This is a genomic window from Lichenibacterium minor (genome assembly GCF_004137685.1).
GTDB lineage: Bacteria > Pseudomonadota > Alphaproteobacteria > Rhizobiales > Beijerinckiaceae > Lichenihabitans > Lichenihabitans minor.
Window position 1 is genome coordinate 1 of record NZ_QYBB01000146.1, and the last position, 1,258, is coordinate 1,258.

Here is a 1,258-nt window from a genome sequence, read left to right on the forward strand (position 1 = left end):
TTGGGCCGGGACGGTCAGGCTGCCAGGATCGGCAGGCTGACGGCGTCATCATCGCCGATCGGGGCGATGCTTTCCAGGGTCATGTAGCGCGAGCGCTGGACGGCCCACTCGTCGTTCTGTTCGAGCAGGATCGCGCCGACGAGCCTGCGGATGGCGTCCTCATTGGGAAAGATGCCGATGACATCTGTCCGGCGCCTGATCTCGCCGTTCACGCGTTCGAGCGGGTTGGTCGAGTGTAATTTAGTCCGATGCGCTGCCGGAAAAGTCATATAGGCCAGGACGTCATTTTCTGCACTGTCCATGAGGGCCGACAATTTGGGCATCTTGGTGCGGAACTGGTCGGCGACGCGGCGCCACTGCTGTCGAGCCGCTTCAGCATCGGCCTGAGCGAAGGCCGTGGCGATCAGGGCGGAGACGACTTGGCGGCCGCTCTTGCCGGCATGGGCCAAGGCATTTCTCATGAAATGTACACGACACCTTTGGGCCGTGGCGCCGAGCACCTTCGTGGCAGCAGCCTTCAGCCCCTCGTGCGCGTCCGAGATCACCAGCTTCACGCCGCGCAACCCGCGCCGGGCGAGCTTGCGCAGGAAAGTCGTCCAGAAGGTCTCCGCCTCCGAGCAGCCGATGTCCATGCCGAGCACCTCGCGGCGCCCGTCGGTGTTGACGCCCACCGCCACCGTCACGGCGACCGACACGATCCGCCCCGCCTCGCGCACCTTCACGTAGGTCGCGTCCAGCCACATGTACGGCCAGTCGCCCTCAATGGGCCGGTCCAGGAAGGCGTTCACGCGCTCGTCGATCTCGACACACAGCCGGCTGACTTGGCTCTTCGAAATCCCGGTCCCACCCATCGCCTGCACGAGATCGTCGACCGAGCGCGTCGACACGCCCTGGATGTAGGCCTCCTGGATCACCGCCGTGAGCGCCTTCTCGGCCATCCGCCGCGGCTCCAGGAAGCCGGGGAAGTACGAACCCTTCCGCAGCTTCGGGATGCGCAGTTCCACCGTGCCGGCCCGCGTCTGCCAGTCCCGGTCGCGGTAGCCGTTGCGCTGCACCAGGCGCTCGCCGCTCTTCTCGCCGAAAGCCGCCCCCGTCAGGGCGCTCACCTCCAGCTCCATCAGGCGCTCGGCCGCAAAGCTGATCATCTCCCGCAAAACATCCGCGTCGGCGCTCTTCTCAAGAAGCCCGCGCAGGCTCATCATCTCGTCGGTCATCGGTGCGTCTCTCGGTTCAGGTTGGTCTTCGCAACCCGACCCTA

Annotated in this window: 1 protein-coding gene; it reads right to left on the reverse strand. The window is 65.7% G+C overall.

The window, feature by feature from the left end; translation table 11 throughout:
- Positions 1 to 14: 14 nt before the first annotated feature.
- A complete protein-coding gene (locus tag D3273_RS27745) occupies positions 15 to 1,214 on the reverse strand; it encodes an IS256 family transposase (RefSeq protein ID WP_129230275.1) in 1,200 nt (399 codons plus the stop codon).
- Positions 1,215 to 1,258 lie beyond the last annotated feature (44 nt).

What these genes read in the sequence shown, in the direction of transcription:
- D3273_RS27745 (WP_129230275.1), bottom strand. Translation starts at nt 1,214, where the DNA reads ATGACCGACGAGATGATGAGCCTGCGCGGGCTTCTTGAGAAGAGCGCC.